Genomic DNA, 17129 nt, shown 5'->3' on the forward strand with positions numbered 1-17129 from the left:
GAACCTGCAGAACTGAGTTGATGACGGCGGGGGAGGAGGAGGGGGAGGGTGGTGAGTGGGCACCGCCATCACAGCAATCGGTACCAATCTCCGTCAGGCGAGTTCCACGATGGCGTCCACCTCCACGAGGGCGTTGGCCGGGAGGCTGGAGACGCAGACGGCGGTGCGGGCGTGACGGCCGGCATCGCCGTAGAGGGCGATGAAGAGGTTGGAGGCGCCGTCGACCACCTTCGGTCCGTCCGGATAGCCGGGCGGCGCGCTGACGAAGCCGCCGAGGCGGATGACCGCGCTCACCCGGTCGAGCGACCCGGCCGCGGACTTGATGGCGAAGAGGAGGTTGAGGGCGCAGAGGCGGGCCGCGCTCTCGGCCAGCGCCATGTCGACCTCGGCGCTCATCGGGCCAAAGTGCTGCGGCACGCCTTCCCACTCGCAGATCTGGCCGGCGAGGAAGAGGAGGTTGCCGCTCTGTCGATACGGCAGAAAGTTGGCCCGCGACGGGGCGCTCTGCGGCAGGCTGAGGCCGAGCGCGGCGAGGCGCGCCTCGACCGGCGACGGTTCGGCGCTCATGATGCCACCACGGCGCGGCGGACGGGCGGACAGGCGATAGTCATGACGGTTCTCCTTCTCAATCCCAACACCAACGCGGCCACCACGGCCGCCATGGTGTCCATCGCCACGGAGGCCGGGACGGGCCTCCGCTTCGTCGGCCGCACCGCTCCGTTCGGCGCCCCCATGATCGTCGACGCCGCGGCCCTCGCCGTCGGCGCCGACGCGGTGGACGCGATGGCGGCCGAGATAATGGCCGGCGACGAGCCCGTTGTCGGCGTCGTCGTCGGGGCGTTCGGCGATCCTGGCATCGACCGGGTCCGGCGTAGGCTCGCCATCCCGGTCACCGGCATCGGCGAGGCCAGCATGCTGGAGGCCGCGGCGGGCGGGCGGCGCTTTGCGGTCGCCACCACCACACCCGGCCTCGTCGACGCCATTGCGGCGAAGGCTGCGGCCCTGGGCCTTTCCGATCGGTTCGCCGGCACGATGCTGACCCCGGGCGACCCGGTCGCCCTGGTGGCGGATCCGGCGCGGCTGCAGGACGCCCTGGCGGACGCCGCCGAACGGGCGGCGGAAGCCGGCGCCGACGCGGTGATCATCGGCGGCGGTCCACTGGCCGCCGCCGCGGCCGGGCTTCGCGGGCGGCTTGGCGTGACGATCGTGGAGCCTCTGCCGGCGGCAGCGCGGCGGATCCGGATGCTGATCGACCAGGCGGCGGCGCCTTGAAGCTGAGGCCCAGCGCGCCGGATCGAGACGTTCAGCGCCACTGATCAGGCGGAGGGGCCGCGCGAGGCCGCGATCCGGGCGGCGACGCCGATCAGCCAGAGGTCCGACCCGCGCGGGCCGATCAGCGACACCCCGTAGGGCGCGCCGTCCACCATGCCGGCGGGCATGACCACCTGCGGCAGGCCGCTCATGCCGGCGACGCAGAGGAGCGCCATGGCGTCATGGCGGAAGCCGTCGAACACCTCCGGGCCGGCGTCGAGGCGGAAGGGCGCGTCGTGGACGGCGGGGGCGATCAGAACGCCGTCGGAGCCGAGAAGGGCATCCATGGCGGTGCGGAAGCCCGCGCGGACGGCGTTGGCGACGGACTCCTCGCCTTCCGTGATGCTGCGGGCGTGGGCGAAGCGCTGGTCGATGCCGGCGGAGAGCGGCATGCGCGAACGCTCCATCCAGGGCACCACGGCGCGCTTGGCGTCGGCGCCTTGCAGCACGCGGTAGTTGGCGTAGAGGCCCGCCGCGCCGATGTCCGGATAGATCGCGACCGGCGCGGCGTCGAAGCCGGCCGCGACGGTGTCGAACACCGCCCGGGGGCCGGGCGCCAGCCGGTCGGCCATGTCGCGGGCAAGGAGAAGCCGGGCTTCGGCGCCGCCGGTCGTGTCCGGACCGAGCACGGCCGCGCCGGCGGCGGCGAGCACGGCCGGATCGCGGGCGAACAGGCCGCAGGTGTCGAAGCTCGGCGCGAGGGCCATGCAGCCGTCGAGCGAGATCCGGCCGTGGCTGGGGCGCAGGCCCCAGAGGCCGCAGAAGCTGGACGGCGCCCGCACCGAGCCGCCGGTGTCGGTGCCGACGCCGATGTCCGCAAGACCGGCGGCCACGGCTGCCGCCGATCCCGACGAGGAGCCGCCGGGGATGCGGTCCGGCGCGGCGGTGTTGATCGGCGCGCCGAAGTGCGGGTTGAGGCCGTAGAGCGACCAGGCGAGTTCGTCCGTGTGGGTCTTGCCGACGAAGCGCGCGCCGGCGTCGAGGAGGGCCTGGATGGCGGGCGCGGTTCGGGTCTTCACGTCGCTCTCGGCGAGCTTCAGCGGGCTGCCGCAGCCGGTGCGGTAGCCGGCCACGTCGAAGAGGTCCTTCACCGCGAGGGTGAGGCCCGCGAGGGGGCCGTCGGCCGCACTGTCCACCGGGACGGGCGGGTAGGGCATGAAGGCATGCACGGGATCATCGGCGAGCAGCATGGGGATGCGTATCCAATCAGGCGTTGACGGCGGGTGCGGCGGACGTCGCGCCGGCGAAGCGGTCGGCCTTCGGCACGCAGACGACCCGGCGGCCGGCGCCCGGCGTCAGCACCGGCGGCAGGGCGGCGGAACAGACCGGGCCGGCTTCCGGGCAGCGGGGCGCGAAGGAGCAGGCGGTCGGCCGGGCGTCGAGGGCGGGCGGCGCGCCGGGGATGGCCTCCAGGCGCGTGCCGGGCGTCACGTCGTGGAGGTTGGCGGCGAGAAGGCCGCGCGTGTAGGGGTGGCGCGCGTCGCGGATGATCTCCCGCGTGGTGCCAGTCTCGATCAGCGTGCCGGCATACATGACGGCGATCCGGTCGGAGATCTCCACCGCCACGCCGATGTCGTGGGTGACGAAAATGATCCCCATGCCGAACTCCTTCTGCAACTCGCGAAGGAGAAGCAGCACCTGGATCTGCACCGTGGCGTCGAGCGCCGTGGTGGGCTCGTCGGCGAGCAGCAGCTTCGGCCGGCAGGAGAGCGCGAGGGCGATCATGGCGCGCTGGCGCATGCCGCCGGACATTTCGTGCGGGTAGTTCTTCAGGCGGCGCTCCGGCGAGGGGATGCGCACCTTCTTCAGCATGTCGAGCGCCACGTCCATGCCGGCGGAGCGGGAGATGCCCTTGTGCCGGCAGACGGCCTCGGCGATCTGCTCGCCGATGGTGTAGACCGGATCGAGGGCCAGCATGGGCTCCTGGAAGATCATCGACGTGGTGCCGCCGCGATAGTCGGCAAGGGCCCGTCCCTTGAGGCTCATGACGTCGATGCCGTCCACCGTCATGGCGCCGGAGATGGCGGTGCGCTTCTCCGGCAGGAGGCGGAGGAGGGCCTTCAGCGTCACGCTCTTGCCGGAGCCGGATTCGCCGAGGATGGTCAGCACCTCGCCGGGCTTCAGGCTGAGGTCGAGGCCGTTGACCGCGTGCACCGTGCGGGCGCCGTGGAAGCGGACGTTGAGGTTGCGGATGTCGACGAGGGCCTCGGTCATGCGGCGAGCTCCGCGATGCGGGCGGCGGCCCGGCTGTGGCCCGACGCGGGGTCGAGCATGTGGCAGGCGGCCATGTGGTCCGCGTCGCCGGCGACCGGCATGGCCGTGGGGCGCGCGGTGCCGCACATGGGCTCGGCGAAGGCGCAGCGGGTGTGGAAGCGGCAGCCGGAGGGCGGGTCGATGGGGTTCGGCGGATCGCCGGCGAGGGGCGGCACCTCGGTCCGGTCGTCCGGGTCCATGGACGGCATGGCGGCGAAGAGGGCGGCCGTGTAGGGGTGCGCCCGGCGCTGCCAGATCTTCTCCACCGGCCCGATCTCCACCACCTCGCCGAGATACATCACCATGATCCGGTCTGAGATGTAGCGGACCACGTTGAGGTCGTGGGAGATGAACACGTAGGTGAGACCGAACTCGGCCTTCAGGTCGGTGAGGAGGTTGAGGACCTGCGCCTCCACCGACTTGTCGAGGGCGGAGACCGCCTCGTCCAGGATGACGAGCCGGGGCCGGATCGCGAGCGAGCGGGCGATGTTGACGCGCTGACGCTGGCCACCGGACAGCTCGTGCGGATAGCGGCCGGCGAAGCGCTCCGGCGCGAGCCCGACACGGGTGAGGAGCTCGTGGGCGAGGGCGCGGGCGTCGTCGGTGGACGTGCCGCGCATGCGCGGGCCGAAGGCGATGGTGTCCTCGATGGTGAGGCGCGGGTTCAGCGAGGCGTAGCTGTCCTGGAACACCATCTGCACGCCGGCCCACAAGTCCTTCAGCGTCAGGTCGCCGCCGAGCTGCTCCCCGTCGAAGATGAGGTCGCCGCTGTCGATCGGCGTCAGCCCGACGAGGATGCGCGCGGTGGTGGACTTGCCGCAGCCAGACTCGCCGACGATGCCGAGGGTCTCGCCTTTCTCGACGGTGAAGGAGACGTCGTCGACGGCGCGGACGGCGCTCGCCTTCATGCCGAAGAGGCCCTTGGAGATGGTGAAGTGCCGTTTCAGCGACTTCGCGATGACGAGGGGCTGGGCGGGACCGCCACGGTCCGGCCGGGGGTCGACGACGGTATCGGCCATGGCTCAGTCCTTGATGTTCATCGCTGTCCTGAGGCTGTCGCTCAGGAGGTTCAGGCAGAGGGAGGTGATGAAGATCATCACGCCGGGCAGGGCGGCGATGAGCGGATTGATGTAGATGGCGCTGCGGAGGGTGTTGAGCATCAGCCCCCACTCGGCCTCCGGCGGCTTCACGCCGAGGCCGAGGAAGGAGAGGCCGGCGGCGAGGATCATGGACACGCTGGTGAGGCTGGTGGCGTAGACGAAGATCGGGCTCACCACGTTGCCGAGCACGTGCACGCGCACAACCGTGAAGGCGCTGGCGCCGGAGATGCGCGCCGCGTCGACATACTCCAGGTTTCGCACCGAGGCGGTCACGCTTTCGGCCACCCGGGTGATCGGCGGGATGAAGACGAGCGTCAGCGACACGATGCTGTTGATGATGCCGGCGCCGAGCGCCGCCGAGATGGCGATGGCGAGGAGCACGGACGGGAAGGCGAAGAAGACGTCCACCGTGCGCATGATCACGGCGTTGACGAGACCGCCGACGAAGCCGGCGAGGACGCCGAGCACCGTGCCGATCATGAAGGCGAAGAGCACCGGCAGGAGGCCGAGGAGGAGGGTGAGCCGGCCGCCGTAGATGAGGCGGGCCAGCATGTCGCGGCCGAGCTCGTCGGTGCCGAGGAGATGGCCCGGCGTGCCGACGGGCTTCAGCCGGCTCACCATGCTGCCGGCGTAGGGATCCTGCAGGCCGAGGTAGGGGGCGAAGATCGCCGCCCCGATGATGGCGAAGAGGAAGGTGCCGAAGACGAGGGCGACCGGGTCGCGCCGCAGGCGCGCGCCGACGCCGCTCCAGTAGCCTTTCGATCGCACCACGGCCTTCGGCGGGCCGCTGGCGGCGATGCTGGTCCCGATGCTGGCCATCGTTCAGGTTCTCCGGATACGCGGGTCGATCAGGGGCTGGGCGAGGTCGACGAGGAGATTGGTGACGACGAAGAAGAGGGCGAGCACCAGGATGGTGCCCTGCAGGAGCGGCAGGTCGCGCTGGAAGATGGCGTTGGAGAGGAGGAAGCCGGTGCCGGGCCAGTTGAACACCGTCTCGATCAGGATGGAGCCGCCGAGGAGGTAGCCGAGCTGGATGCCCACCACGGAGAGCGCGGTCGGGGCGGCATTGCGGATCACGTGCGCGACCACGTGCCGGGACATGAGGCCCTTGGCGTAGAGAGCGGTGACGAAGTCGTTCGAGCGGATGTCGGCGACGAGGGCCCTGACCGTGCGGGTGACGATGCCCATGGGCACGGCGGCGAGGGTGATGGCGGGTAGGATGATAAAACGCAGGTGCTCCCAGTCCCAGGCCCATTCGGTGGAGCCGCCCGGGCCGGCGCCCATGGAGGGGAGCCAGCCGAGCGAGACCGAGAAGATCACCACCAGCACCATGCCGAGCCAGTAGTTCGGCACAGAGACGCCCGCGATGGCGATGCCGGTGATCACCTTGTCGACCACGCCGTTCTTGTAGGTGCCGGCGAGGAAGCCGAACAGGATGCCAAGCGGAAAGCCGATGGCCGAGGCGAAGAAGGCGAGGATCAGCGAGTTGCCGACCGCCCGCATGACCTCGTCGGCGACCGGCCGGCCCGACGCGATGGAGGTGCCGAGATCGCCGGTCAGCGCGTTGCCGAGCCAGAGCACGAACTGCACCGGCAGCGGCTTGTCGAACCCGTAGGCGGCGCGCATCTCCGCCTGCTGCTCGGCGGTGGCGTCCACCGGCATCACGGCGGTCAGCGGATCGCCGGGGGCGATGTGGACGAGCATGAAGCAGATCAGGCTGACGCCGAGGGCGACCGGGATGACGGAGACCAGCCGCTGCAGGAAATAGATGAGCATGGAGCCTTGCCTCGCGGGCAGCGTGACGACCTCGGCCCGCCGCGGCGGCGGGGCGGCGGCGATAGGCGGGCGCGCGGCGGCCCGTCGGCCGCCGCGCGCGTCGGCTCACTCGACGGTGATCGGCGAGAAGTCCTGGAACCAGTTCTGCGCCTGCACGAAGCCCTTCACCTTCGGGCTCATGGCGCGCGGGGCGACGTCATGGGCGACCATCAGGAAGAGGGCGTCGTTGACGTACTTCTCATGCGTCTTCTGCAGCACTACGTCCTGGGCCTCCGGGTCGAAGGTGCCGCGGATCTCCTTGAAGAGCGCGTCCATCTCCGGATCGCAGTAATGGCCCCAGTTGGTGCCGTTCGGCGCGATCAGGTCGCAGGAGAGATGGCGGATGAGGCCGGTGAACGGGTCCTGGATGAAGTAGGAGAAGTTGATCGACTGGGTGCCGAGCGCGTTCTCGCTCTTGGCGCCGGCGCGCCAGATGTTGATCATCGTGTTCCACTCGACGACCTCGAAGGTGACGTCGATGCCGACGGCCGCGAGGTTCTGCTGGATGAACTCGTTCATCGGCAGCGGCAGCATCTGGCCGGAGCCGGACGGCGAGATGAGCGCCTTCACGGCGAGCCGCTTGTCGGGGCCGTAGCCGGCTTCGGCGAGCAGCGCCTTGGCGGCCTCCGGATCGTAGGTCGGCACGAATTCCGGGCTGCCGAACCACTGCGACGACGCCGGCAGGAAGCCCTTGGCGGGCTCCATCAGGCCGCCGAGCAGCTGCTTCATGCCCTCGCGGTCGACGGCGAGGTTGGCGGCCTTGCGCACGCGGATGTCGTTCCAGGGCGAGCCCTCCACGCGGGAGAGGTGCCAGGTCCAGTTGTGCGGCAAGGTGTTGGAGACGATCGTGAAGCCGTTGCCGGTGAGCTGCGGCACGATGTCGGGCGCCGGGGCCTCGATCCAGTCGACCTGGCCGGAGAGGAGCGCGGCCGAGCGGGCGTTCGGCTCCGGCAGCGGCAGCAGCACCAGCTTGTCGAGCTTGGGCACCCGGTCCTTGTCCCAGTAGTCGGCGAAGGGCTCCATCTCGGCCCGCTCGCGCGGGGTGAAGGCCGTCAGCTTCCACGGGCCGGTGCCGGAGGGCTTGGAGGCGACGGCGTTCCAGTCCTTGCCCTGGGCCTCCCAGTTGGCCGGCGACGACATCAGGATCCAGGCGAGCTGGTAGGGGAGGGTGGCATCCGGCTGCTTGGTGATGATCTCCACAGTCAGCGGATCCACCACCTTGTAGCTCGCAACCGCCGGTATGCGGCTCTTGCCCTGGGCCGCCTGGCGGCTGTCGTACTGCGGGCTGTCCTCCTTGAGGAGCTTGTCGAGGTTCCACACCACCGCATCGGCCGTGAAGGCGCTGCCGTCGTGGAACTTGACACCGTCGCGCAGCTTGAAGGTCCACTTGGTGAGGTCGGCCGGATCCGCCGACCATTCGGTGGCAAGGCCCGGCTTGAGGGTGGAGGGCTTGTCGGCGCTCGACAGGTCCCAGTTGATCAGCGCGTCGTAGACCGTATAGCCCATGAACCGCATGCCCTCGCCGCCCTGGTCCGTCTGGCCAGTGGTCAGCGGGATGTCGGACGCCGTCATGCCGATCCGCAGCGTGCCTTGAGCCAGGGCGGACGTCGCCATCAGGGCGGAAGCCATGGCGGCTATGGCGGCGGTTCGCAAAGTCTTCATCAGCATCGTTTGGGCCCTTGCATCATTGGTCCTTGGAGGCACCCCCCGGGGGGCGCATGGGGATCGCTGAACGCAAGGCATGTGCCATCCGGAGAAAATGCGATGAATTCCCGGGCATCCGCGCCCATCCGGAAGGACGGCTGGCCGGTGGAATGGAAGCCCTGGGTTACCGGGACACTCCCTAAGCAAAAGAACGGATACTTGCCTAAATATTGGACGTTAGCGGCAGTCGGCCCGGTCCGGCGGTGGGCGGGCGGGCGCGAAGGGCCGTGTGGCTTCGGGACGCGGGGACGCGGCGCCGGAATTGCCGTTGAGGCCCGCGCGACCAGCCGGCATGGTGGCGTCGATCGTCCGGACGGGCGGCGGGCCGCCAGCGGGTTCGTCGCGGCCGCCCGGCGGAGAGGAGACGGACGGACGCATGCGCAACTTTGAGCAACCCGGGCGGTCGCTGGCGGTGGGCCGCAGCGGCATGGCGGCCACCTCGCACCCGACCGCCACCCTGACTGCCGTCGAGGTGCTGAAGGCCGGCGGCACGGCGATGGACGCGGCGGTGGCGGCCTGCGCGGTCCAGTGCGTGGTGGAGGCCGGCTCCACCGGCATCGGCGGTGACTGCTTCGCGCTGATCGCCAAGGACGGCCGGGATCCGGTGCTGGCCTACAACGGGTCCGGGCGGACGCCGGCGGGCCTCACGATCGACCGGCTGGTCGCCCGCGGCGTCACCGCCATCGCCCGCACGTCGCCGCACGCGGTGACCGTGCCGGGCGCCATCGACGCCTGGGCGCGGCTGGTCGCGGATCACGGCCGGATGCCGCTCGCCGACGTGCTCGCCCCGGCGGTGGCGCTCGCCCGCGGCGGCTATCCGATCACGCCGCGGGTCGCCCGCGACATCGGCACCCAGGCCGAGCTTCTGCGCGCCGACCCGACGACGCGCGCGACCTTTCTCGTCGACGGCAACCCGCCGCCGATCGGCGCACTGCAGACCCAGCCGCGGCTCGCCGACACGCTCGAGGCGATCGGCCGGGATGGGCGCGACGCCTTCTACCGGGGCTCTGTGGCCGAGGACATGGTGGCGACGCTTGAAGCGCGGGGCGGCTTTCACACGCTGGACGACTTCGCCGCGGCGGCGGGCGCCTATGTGGCGCCGGTGCGGACGGACTATCGGGGCTATACCGTCCACGAGTGCCCGCCGAACGGGCAGGGCATCGTGGCGCTGATGATCCTCAACATCCTGAAGCGCTTCCCGCCGTGGACCGACCCGGAGGACTTCGACGGCATCGCCGTCGAGATCGAGGCCGCCCGGCTCGCCTATGCGGTGCGCGACGGGGTCGTGGGCGATCCGGACGGCGGGCCGGTGCCGGTGGACGACCTTCTCTCCGATGCGCTCGCCGACCGGCTGGCCGCCATGATCGACCCGGCCCGGGCGATCGCCGCCTTGCCGGCCTACGAGGTGCCGGCGCACCGGGATACGGTCTACATCGCCGTGGTCGACAAGGACCGCACGGCGGTGAGCTTCATCAATTCGATCTTCGACAGCTATGGCTCCGGCATCATGGCGCCGAAATCCGGCGTTCTCCTCCACAACCGCGGCCAGAGCTTCCGGGTGGAGGCAGGCCATCCGAACGCGGTGGGTCCGCGCAAGCGGCCGCTCCACACCATCATTCCCGGCATGGTGACGAAGGACGGCCGGGCGGTGATGCCGTTCGGCGTGATGGGCGGCCACTACCAGGCCATGGGGCACGCGGTGCTCCTGGCCCGTGTCTTCGACCAGGGGCTCGACCTGCAGAGCGCCATGGAACTGCCGCGGCTCTTCCCGTTTCCGGGCACCGCTATCGTGGAGGCGGAAGGGCGGCTGCTCGCCTCGCACGGGCCGGATCTGGAGCGGCGGGGCTACGATGTGCGGCCGGCCCGCGGCCCGATCGGCGGGTCGCAGGCCATTCTCATCGACGCGGCGACCGGGTCGCTGTTCGGCGGGTCCGACCACCGCAAGGACGGCTGCGCCCTCGGCTACTGACGCGCGCGCGGGCCGGGGGTGACCCCGGCCCGTTCGGGCTTGGGATCAGAGGCGGGCCGGGTTGGACCAGGCGCGCCGGCCGGCGGCATCGACCGCGACGATGCGGATCCAGCCGCCGGAGAAGCCGGCGAGCGACAGGCGAGCCTCGGTCATGGCGTGGCCGGAGACGACGCGCGAGCGGGCGCCCGGCCCGAGCAGGATCACCTTTTCCACCGCGGAAGAACGGATCACGATGTCGTCGCCGTCGACGGCCACGTGGCGGAGCTCCGGGCCCTGGCTGGCGTAGAAGTCGCCGGCCTTGAGGGCCGCCAGGATGGCGTCCGGCGCGTTCTCCTCGGCCTTCACCATCACCCAGCCGCCGAAGGCGTCGGCGTTCTCCTCGGCCGTGTCCTTGAAGTGGGCGTCGTCGGTGGCGATGGCAGTGGCGTGGCGGCCGGTGGAGAGCAGCGCGTCGAGGAGGGCGGTGCCGTCCGGGCGGTCGCTGTGGACGGCGCAGCCGTGGTTGTAGATCTCCACCGCGTGGGCGGCGTCGAGGGCCTCGGCGTCGGCAAGGGTGAGGCCGTACCACTGCGGGTGGGCGATGGCGACGAAGGCGCCGGCCTCGGCCGCGCGCCGGGCGAGCGCCGGGCCGGTCTCGTCGTCGGCGGTCGGCGCGAAGTCGAACGGCAGGCCGACGGCGAGGATGTGCCAGATCTCGTCCTGGCTGGTGAGGCCGGCGTGGATCTCGGCGCCGATCAGGGTGGTGAACCCCTCCGCCCGGTGCTCGCGGGTGTCGGTGATCGGAAAGCCGTAGTCCTTCAGGAAGTGATCGCTGAGGCAGTAGAAGTCGTAGCCCATCGCCTTATAGCGGCGGGAGACCTCCTCGGGCGCCAGGGCGCCGTCGGAGCGGGTGGAATGGGTGTGCAGGTTGCCGCGCAGGAAGCGGCCGGGCTTGTCGAAGACGGCGAACGGCATGGGATGGCTCCAGGTCCGGAGGGCGGGATCAGAGGATGGCGGGGAAGGGGCGCTTGACGATCTCGTAGTAGCCGTGCGGCTCGCTGCGGCCCCAGTTGCGGATGTCGTGGTTGATCATCCAGCGCGGCTCCACCCGTTCCACCGACACGGTCTCGCCGTCGAAGCGGTAGACCAGGAAGCCCGCGTAGGCCTCGCCGCCGTGGTCGGATTCGGTGGTGATGAAGGCCGTGGAGGGCGCCCACTGGTACTGGATGCCGCCAACGTCCATGCGCTTTTCCTGGTGCAGGTGGCCGCTGCCGACGAGGCGGACGCGCTTGTCGCCGGCGAGCCGGTCGAGGAGGCGGCGGCGCGGGGCGGGGCGGACGACCGAATGGCTGTCGACGGCCTCGTCCGGGCTCTCCAGGAAGAGCGGATAGTGCAGGAAGAGGCCGATCGGGCCGTCGGCGGCGGCGAGGGTGGCGGCGAGCCAGTCCTCCTGCTCGCCTTCGGCGTCGAGGCCGCTGCCGAGGAGCTGGCTGTTGAGGCCGACGAAGGTCCAGCCACCGACCTTGGTGACGAAGCGGTCCTCCTCGAACACGGCCTTGTAGGCGGCAAGGCGGGTGTCGTCGATCGCCTGGTGCAGGCCGCCGTCGAACGGCACGAGGCCGACGTCGTGGTTGCCCGGCACCGCGTGCCAGGCGGCGGGAAGGCGCTCCAGCTGGCTTGCCGCGAAGGCGATGTCGTCGGCGTCGTCGGGCCCGTTGAGGGCGAGGTCGCCGGTCACCACGATGACGTCCGGCTCAATGTCGGCCACCGCTTCAAGGGCGATATCGTAGTTGAACTGGAAGAAGGGGCGCGAGCGGCTGAGGTGGATGTCGGAGAGCTGGACGAGCGTAAAGGTCGACATGGCGACAGGTCCTGGCGGCGAAGAGGGGGAGGGGGCGGACGGCGAAGCCGCCCCCGGGCCGGAAGGCACCGGGAGCGGCCGTCTGACGAGGGGGCGCGTGACGGTCGCTTGCGTCCGACGGTCACGCGCTTTCCGTTTGGCTTGGACCGATCAGGGCAGCTTCGGCAGCAGATCGCTGGTCATCTGGACCAGCTGCTCCAGGCCGGCTTCCGGGGTGGTGTCGCCGCGCATGACGAGGGCGATCACTTCCTTCTGGGTGCGGCCGATCTTGACGCTGTTGGTGCCCGGGTAGCCGTACCACTTGCGGGCGACCGGGATCTGCTCGATGCTCGTGCGCCAGTTCGGGTTCGCGGCGTAGAAGTCGCCGAGATAGTCCTTCTCCATGACGCGCTGGTTGGCCGGCATGTAGCCGGAGGCGAGCACCGCCACCTTCTGGCCTTCAGGGCCGGTCACCCACTTCAGGAACTCCCAGGCGGCCTTCTGCCGGGCCTCGTCCTTGGTGAGGATCAGGCCGGCGTTGCCGCCGGTCGGCAGGCCGCCCTTCTCCTTGTCGGCCATGGGATAGCGGGTGGTGCGCAGCTCGAAGGTTCCGCCGACGCTGTCGGTGGTGGCCTTCAGCGAGGCGGTGGACTGGAAGATGATGCCGGTCTTGCCGGCGAAGAACTGCTGGCGGGCCTGCTGCTCCTCGCCGAGCTTCATCTTGCCGTCGGTGACGAAGCGGCGCATCAGCTTCACCGCCTCCAGGCCGTTGGCGTCGCCGAACGCCACCTTGCTGTCGGTCGGGTCCATCAGGGAGCCGCCGTACTGGAAGATCATCGCCTGGAACATCCAGTCGTCGGTGCCCGTGTGGAGCGACATGAACATGCCGTCGGTGTCCTCGCCGAGCGCGTCGATGCGGGCGGAGAGGTCGAGTAGGCCGTCCCAGTCGGTCGGGAAGGCGTCCGGGTCGCCGCCGGCGGCGCGGACGAGGTCGGCGTTGAAGTAGACGATCGGCGTGGAGGTGTTGAACGCCATGCCGGCCTGCTCGCCGTCGACGGTGCCGAGGTCGAGGATGCGGTCGGCGTAGTTGAGCGTCTTCCAGGCGTCGCCCTCGGCGGCGATGAAGGGGTCGAGCGCGACGAACTGGTCTCGGGTCTTCAGGGTGCGGGCGAGCGGCGGCAGCAGGTGGAAGCCGGAATAGAAGATGTCCGGCAGCTGGTTGGTCATGGCCTGCCGCAGGGTCTGCTGGTGGCCGTCCTCGTAGCTCGCCGGGGAGGTGCCGAACTTGATCTTGATCGCCGGGTTGGCGGCCATGAACTCGTCCGCGATGGCGGTGTGGAACTTGTCGTGGCCGGGCCAGCAGTGGACGACGTCCAGCTCGATCGTCTCGGCGGCGAAGCCGCGGGTGACGATGGCCGGCATGGCGACGGCCGAAGCCGCGGCGGCGGCAAAGCCCTTGAGAACCGTTCTGCGTTGCATGGGTGAGCACTCCGGTGGGTCAGGCGAGGACAAGGCGGGGGCGGTGCCCGGCGGTGAACGACCGTCGGGGAGACCGGCGGCGACGGGCCACCGGAGACATCGGCGGCGAACGGCCGCCGGCAGGCCGGGCGGCAGGCTGCCGCCTGGGCGAGGGCGGCGGCTATTTCACGCCGGTCATGGTGATGCCGCGGACGAACTGGCGCTGGGCGATGAGGAAGGTGATGACCAGCGGCGCGGTGATGATGGCGGCGCCCGCCATCAGCGCGCCGTAGTTGGACCCGGTCTCCTGGTCGCGGAAGATCATCATGCCGAGCGGCGGAGTGGCGTGCTCCGGCGAGGTGGTGACCACCAGCGGCCAGTAGAGGTCGTTCCAGTGCGAGGTGATGGAGAAGACCGAGAAGGCGGCGATCGCCGGCAGTGCGCTCGGCACCAGGATGCGGATCAGGATCTCCAGCTCGGTGAAGCCGTCGAGCCGCGCCGCGTGGATGATCTCCATCGGGAAGGTCTTGAAGAACTGCCGGAACAGGAAGATAGCGAACACCGACAGGAAGAAAGGCACCATGATGGCGAAGTAGGTGTCGAGAAGATCCAGGCTGGCGAGCCCCATGTAGAGCGGCAGGGCGGTGACCTGGGGCGGCACCGTCAGGCCGAGAAGGACCAGGACGAAGAGCAGCGGACGGATCCGGAACTCCAGCTTGGCGAGCGCGTAGGCCGCCGGCAGTGCCACCAGGAGCTGGACCACCAGGATGCCGGCGCAGACGATGACGCCGTTGCCCATGAACTGGAGGAGCGGCGACTGGTTGAGGGCATGGCCGTAGTTCTCCACGCCGTGGAAGCTGTCCGGGATCGGGTTGAAGCCGGCGGTGAACACCTCGTCGGGCTTGCGCACCGAGGTGAGCAGCATCCAGACGAAAGGAAGGAGCACGAAGAGCGCGCCGGCGATCAGCACCAGGTGGGCGACGAGGCCGCCGACGATCCGGTCCGGACGGAGCAGCCGCAGCCGCTCCTTGAAGAGGGCGCCGGCCGTCGGCTTCAGGGCGGGGCTTGGCGCGGTCATCAGTAGTGCACCTTGCGATCGAGGAAGAAGGCCTGCATCACGGCGAGCGCCACAACGGTGACGAGGAAGACGACGGTGAGCGCGGCGGCATAGCCGATGTCGAAATACTGGAAGCCTTCCAGGTACATGGCGTAGAGCAACACCTCGCTGCGGCCGAGCGGGCCGCCGCGGGTGATCACCGCCACGGTGTCGAAGACCCGGAAGGCCGTGATGGTGGTCGTCACGACGACGAAGACCGTGGTCGGGCCGAGCATCGGCCAGGTGACGCGCACGAACCGGTCCCACGGGTGGTCGGCCCCGTCGATGTCGGCGGCGTCGTAGAGGTCGCGCGGGATGGCGGTGAGGCCGGCGAGGAAGAGCACCATGTTGAAGCCCACCAGCTGCCAGATGCCGATGGTGGCGAGGCCCGCGAGCACGAGGTCCGGATCGCCGAACACGTCCATGGCGGGCAGGCCGAGGCTGCGCAGGAGCGCCGCGATCGGGCCGATCTGCGGGTTGAGCACGAAGTGCCAGACCACCGACATGGCAATCAGCGTGGTGGTCACCGGCAGGAAGTAGATGATCTGGTAGAGCGTGCGGGTCTTCTTGCGTTCGTTCACCAGGATGGCCACCACGAGGGCGAAGACGACGGAGCCCGGCACCACGATGGCCACGTAGATGAAGGTGTTGGCGAGCGAGCGCCAGAACACCGGGTCGTCGAGCATGCGCTCGTAGTTGCCGAGGCCGATCCAGGCCCATTCCACCGCGCCGAGCTGGTAGTCGGTGAAGGCAAGGGCGATGACGACGGCGATCGGCGCAAGGAGGATCGTGACGATCAGCACCAGGGCGGGCGTGGCGAAGAGATAGCCGGCGCGCGCCTCGACGCGGCTCTGGACGGCCCTGCGGACGGTGGCGGCGGCCGGGGCGGGGGCGGGCGTGGAGGGGGCGGCGAGAACGGTCATCGGCTCACTCCGCCGGCACGGGCATGCGGACCACGGCGGCCTCGACGGGCCGCCGCCCGACGCGCCGGCCGTCCGCGTCGAACACGAAGGCGCGGGCCGGGTCGACCGCCACGGTCACGGTGCCGTCGAGGCGGCCCGCCGCGCGGGCGCGGTCGAAGGCGTCGAGCGGCGCGCGGATGATGATCGGGCTGTCGCCGGCGCCGTCCGCCCGCCCGTGCAGGAAGACCTCGGCGCCGAGGTTCTCGGTGGCGCTGAGACGGATCTTCAGCACCGGCCGGCCGGCCGGCGGGTCGAGCGACAGGGTCTCGGGGCGAAGCCCCACCTGGACGGCCGCGCCCTCGGCGGCGGCGACCGGCAGCGGCAGCTGCGCGCCGCCCACCTCCACGCCGGCACCGGTCACCGTGCCGGGCAGCACGTTCACCCCCGGGCTGCCGATGAAGCGTGCGACGCGCAGGTCCAGCGGGTCGTGGTAGAGGTCGGCGGGCGTGCCGAGCTGCACGATCCGGCCCTCGTCCATGAGGGCCACCCGGTCCGACATGGTCATGGCCTCCACCTGGTCGTGCGTCACGTAGACGAAGGTGACGCCGAGCCGGCGGTGGAGGTCTGTGAGTTCGGTGCGCATGTGGACGCGCAGCTTGGCGTCCAGGTTGGAGAGCGGCTCGTCCATCAGGAAGACGTCCGGACGGCGCACCATGGCGCGGCCGAGGGCCACGCGCTGGCGCTGGCCGCCGGAGAGCTGTGCCGGCTTGCGGGCGAGGAGCTGTTCGATATGGAGCTGGCGCGCCACCGCGCCGACTTCCCCGTCGATCTCCGCCATCACCTTGGCGCGCCGGGGCGACAGGCGGCCGACCAGCGGCAGCCGCTCGGCGAGACGCAGCCGCTGCATGATCAGCGGCATGGCGATGTTGTCCTTCACGCTCATATGCGGATAGAGCGCGTAGGATTGGAACACCATGGCGACGTTGCGCTGCTTCGGGCGCAGGTGATCCACCGGCCGGCCGCCGATGCGGACCGCGCCGGCGTCCTGCGGCTCCAGGCCGGCGATGACACGGAGGATCGTGGACTTGCCGCAGCCGGACGAGCCGACAAGGGTCAGAAACTCCCCGTCCCGCACGTCGAGCGACACGGCCTTCAGGACCGCCGAGCCGCCGAAGGACTTGGAGACGGTATCGATTTCCAGCGCAGCCATGAGGGCACTCCGTCTCTTCGGTGTCGTCCATCCGCGGCGACGGCGGAGCGCCGTCGGCCAACGAGTTTGGAACGAGCGTTGGGCGATTGCAGGCGGGCTCACCGTGGGCTGCCGCCGATTGCCCTTCGAGGGCCGCCTGCATGCTTTCGCGGTGGCTTGATCGCAGAGGTCGCTGACGGTTTCATGAACAGTCAACGAATGAAATATGATCAGCCGCAGTAGAAATAAGTAAAGATGGAAGTTCAAGCAGAAAAAGCCACAACGGATGACCGTTGCGGCTGAGAAATTTCGTCAAACTTTATCTCTACGCGTGCCAGCGCTGACGTTCTGCAGGGCAGGTGTCGACCAAGGTACGGAGAATGGACCTGCTATACGGGTCGCGTTCGTCAGCGCTGCTCATGGGGCTCACCGGCACGGAAAGTGTGTCGGTCAGTCGTTCTTGGTGCGCATCGGAGCCTCGAGCGATGCGCGGGGGGCACCAGGGGCAAGGCG

Annotated in this window: 15 protein-coding genes; 2 read left to right on the forward strand and 13 right to left on the reverse strand. The window is 70.2% G+C overall.

Annotation, left to right across the window (positions count from 1 at the left end; translation table 11 throughout):
- Positions 1-93: 93 nt before the first annotated feature.
- Complete coding sequence (locus BUQ68_RS19725) at positions 94-567, reverse strand: RidA family protein (protein ID WP_075217743.1); 474 nt, start codon at positions 565-567, stop codon at positions 94-96.
- Between the two features lie 42 nt (positions 568-609).
- Between BUQ68_RS19725 and BUQ68_RS19730 the strand changes: the two genes are divergently transcribed.
- Positions 610-1272 carry an aspartate/glutamate racemase family protein gene (locus tag BUQ68_RS19730; RefSeq protein ID WP_075217744.1) on the forward strand — a complete coding sequence of 221 codons (663 nt, stop codon included), beginning with the start codon at positions 610-612 and terminating at the stop codon, positions 1270-1272.
- Between the two features lie 44 nt (positions 1273-1316).
- Here the strand turns inward: BUQ68_RS19730 and BUQ68_RS19735 are convergent, their stop codons facing one another.
- The 6 genes from BUQ68_RS19735 to BUQ68_RS19760 form a co-directional block, all read right to left on the reverse strand.
- Entirely contained in the window at positions 1317-2501 is a 1185-nt protein-coding gene (locus BUQ68_RS19735; RefSeq protein WP_075217745.1) for an amidase, read from the reverse strand.
- Positions 2502-2517: 16 nt separating this feature from the next.
- Entirely contained in the window at positions 2518-3525 is a 1008-nt protein-coding gene (locus BUQ68_RS19740) for an ABC transporter ATP-binding protein (RefSeq protein ID WP_075217746.1), read from the reverse strand.
- Complete coding sequence (locus BUQ68_RS19745) at positions 3522-4583, reverse strand: ABC transporter ATP-binding protein (protein ID WP_075217747.1); 1062 nt, start codon at positions 4581-4583, stop codon at positions 3522-3524. The genes BUQ68_RS19740 and BUQ68_RS19745 overlap by 4 nt, the downstream gene beginning before the upstream one ends.
- 3 nt (positions 4584-4586) lie before the next feature.
- A complete protein-coding gene (locus BUQ68_RS19750; RefSeq protein ID WP_075217748.1) occupies positions 4587-5483 on the reverse strand; it encodes an ABC transporter permease in 897 nt (298 codons plus the stop codon).
- 3 nt (positions 5484-5486) lie between these two features.
- A complete protein-coding gene (locus tag BUQ68_RS19755; RefSeq protein WP_075217749.1) occupies positions 5487-6440 on the reverse strand; it encodes an ABC transporter permease in 954 nt (317 codons plus the stop codon).
- A gap of 105 nt (positions 6441-6545) precedes the next feature.
- On the reverse strand, positions 6546-8141 hold the full coding sequence (locus BUQ68_RS19760; RefSeq protein WP_245293328.1) for an ABC transporter substrate-binding protein: 1596 nt from the start codon (positions 8139-8141) through the stop codon (positions 6546-6548).
- Between the two features lie 418 nt (positions 8142-8559).
- Between BUQ68_RS19760 and BUQ68_RS19765 the strand changes: the two genes are divergently transcribed.
- On the forward strand, positions 8560-10152 hold the full coding sequence (locus BUQ68_RS19765; protein ID WP_075217751.1) for a gamma-glutamyltransferase family protein: 1593 nt from the start codon (positions 8560-8562) through the stop codon (positions 10150-10152).
- A gap of 45 nt (positions 10153-10197) precedes the next feature.
- Here the strand turns inward: BUQ68_RS19765 and BUQ68_RS19770 are convergent, their stop codons facing one another.
- From BUQ68_RS19770 to BUQ68_RS19795, 6 genes are all read right to left on the reverse strand, one after another.
- Positions 10198-11106 (reverse strand): CehA/McbA family metallohydrolase, encoded by a 909-nt coding sequence (locus tag BUQ68_RS19770; protein ID WP_075217752.1) that lies wholly within the window; start codon positions 11104-11106, stop codon positions 10198-10200.
- A 28-nt stretch (positions 11107-11134) separates the two neighbouring features.
- Positions 11135-11992, reverse strand: a complete 858-nt coding sequence (locus BUQ68_RS19775; RefSeq protein WP_075217753.1) for a metallophosphoesterase family protein — start codon at positions 11990-11992, stop codon at positions 11135-11137.
- 150 nt (positions 11993-12142) lie between these two features.
- Positions 12143-13450 (reverse strand): ABC transporter substrate-binding protein, encoded by a 1308-nt coding sequence (locus BUQ68_RS19780; RefSeq protein ID WP_075217754.1) that lies wholly within the window; start codon positions 13448-13450, stop codon positions 12143-12145.
- A gap of 160 nt (positions 13451-13610) precedes the next feature.
- Positions 13611-14507, reverse strand: coding sequence for a carbohydrate ABC transporter permease (locus BUQ68_RS19785; protein WP_083656740.1), 897 nt, complete (start codon positions 14505-14507; stop codon positions 13611-13613).
- Positions 14507-15448 carry a carbohydrate ABC transporter permease gene (locus BUQ68_RS19790; RefSeq protein WP_075217755.1) on the reverse strand — a complete coding sequence of 314 codons (942 nt, stop codon included), beginning with the start codon at positions 15446-15448 and terminating at the stop codon, positions 14507-14509. The genes BUQ68_RS19785 and BUQ68_RS19790 overlap by 1 nt, the downstream gene beginning before the upstream one ends.
- A gap of 4 nt (positions 15449-15452) precedes the next feature.
- Positions 15453-16637 (reverse strand): ABC transporter ATP-binding protein, encoded by a 1185-nt coding sequence (locus BUQ68_RS19795; protein WP_075217756.1) that lies wholly within the window; start codon positions 16635-16637, stop codon positions 15453-15455.
- Positions 16638-17129 lie beyond the last annotated feature (492 nt).

It is taken from the genome of Mongoliimonas terrestris (genome assembly GCF_001927285.1).
Classification (GTDB): Bacteria; Pseudomonadota; Alphaproteobacteria; order Rhizobiales; family Pleomorphomonadaceae; genus Chthonobacter; species Chthonobacter terrestris.